This is a genomic window from Peribacillus sp. SIMBA_075 (assembly GCF_046534585.1).
On the sequence record NZ_JAWRYN010001074.1, the window covers coordinates 1 to 255 of the forward strand.

Genomic DNA, 255 nt, shown 5'->3' on the forward strand with positions numbered 1-255 from the left:
TGTCCGATGTTAAATGTAGAGATCGGGCAATGCCATATTCCTAAGCTTCTAAAGGAAAAAAACTGGACACAGGCTGACTTGGCACGTGCCACTGGCTTGACACCACAAAGCATCTTTCAAATAATTAATCAGCCTGTAGACATCCGCATTAAAACAGCAGCGAAGATCGCTATGGCTTTAGGATGCAAGATTGACGATTTATTTGAGTTTAGGATACGACATTGATTAACTGCGACCATTGTCTCAGTACACCTC

The 255-nt window shown here is 42.4% G+C and carries 1 protein-coding gene; it reads left to right on the plus strand.

Annotated features, from left to right (window positions below):
• Positions 1-225: helix-turn-helix transcriptional regulator (locus SB775_RS31595; protein ID WP_410865233.1), on the plus strand; the 225-nt coding region annotated here is incomplete at its 5' end.
• Between the last annotated feature and the right edge of the window lie 30 nt (positions 226-255).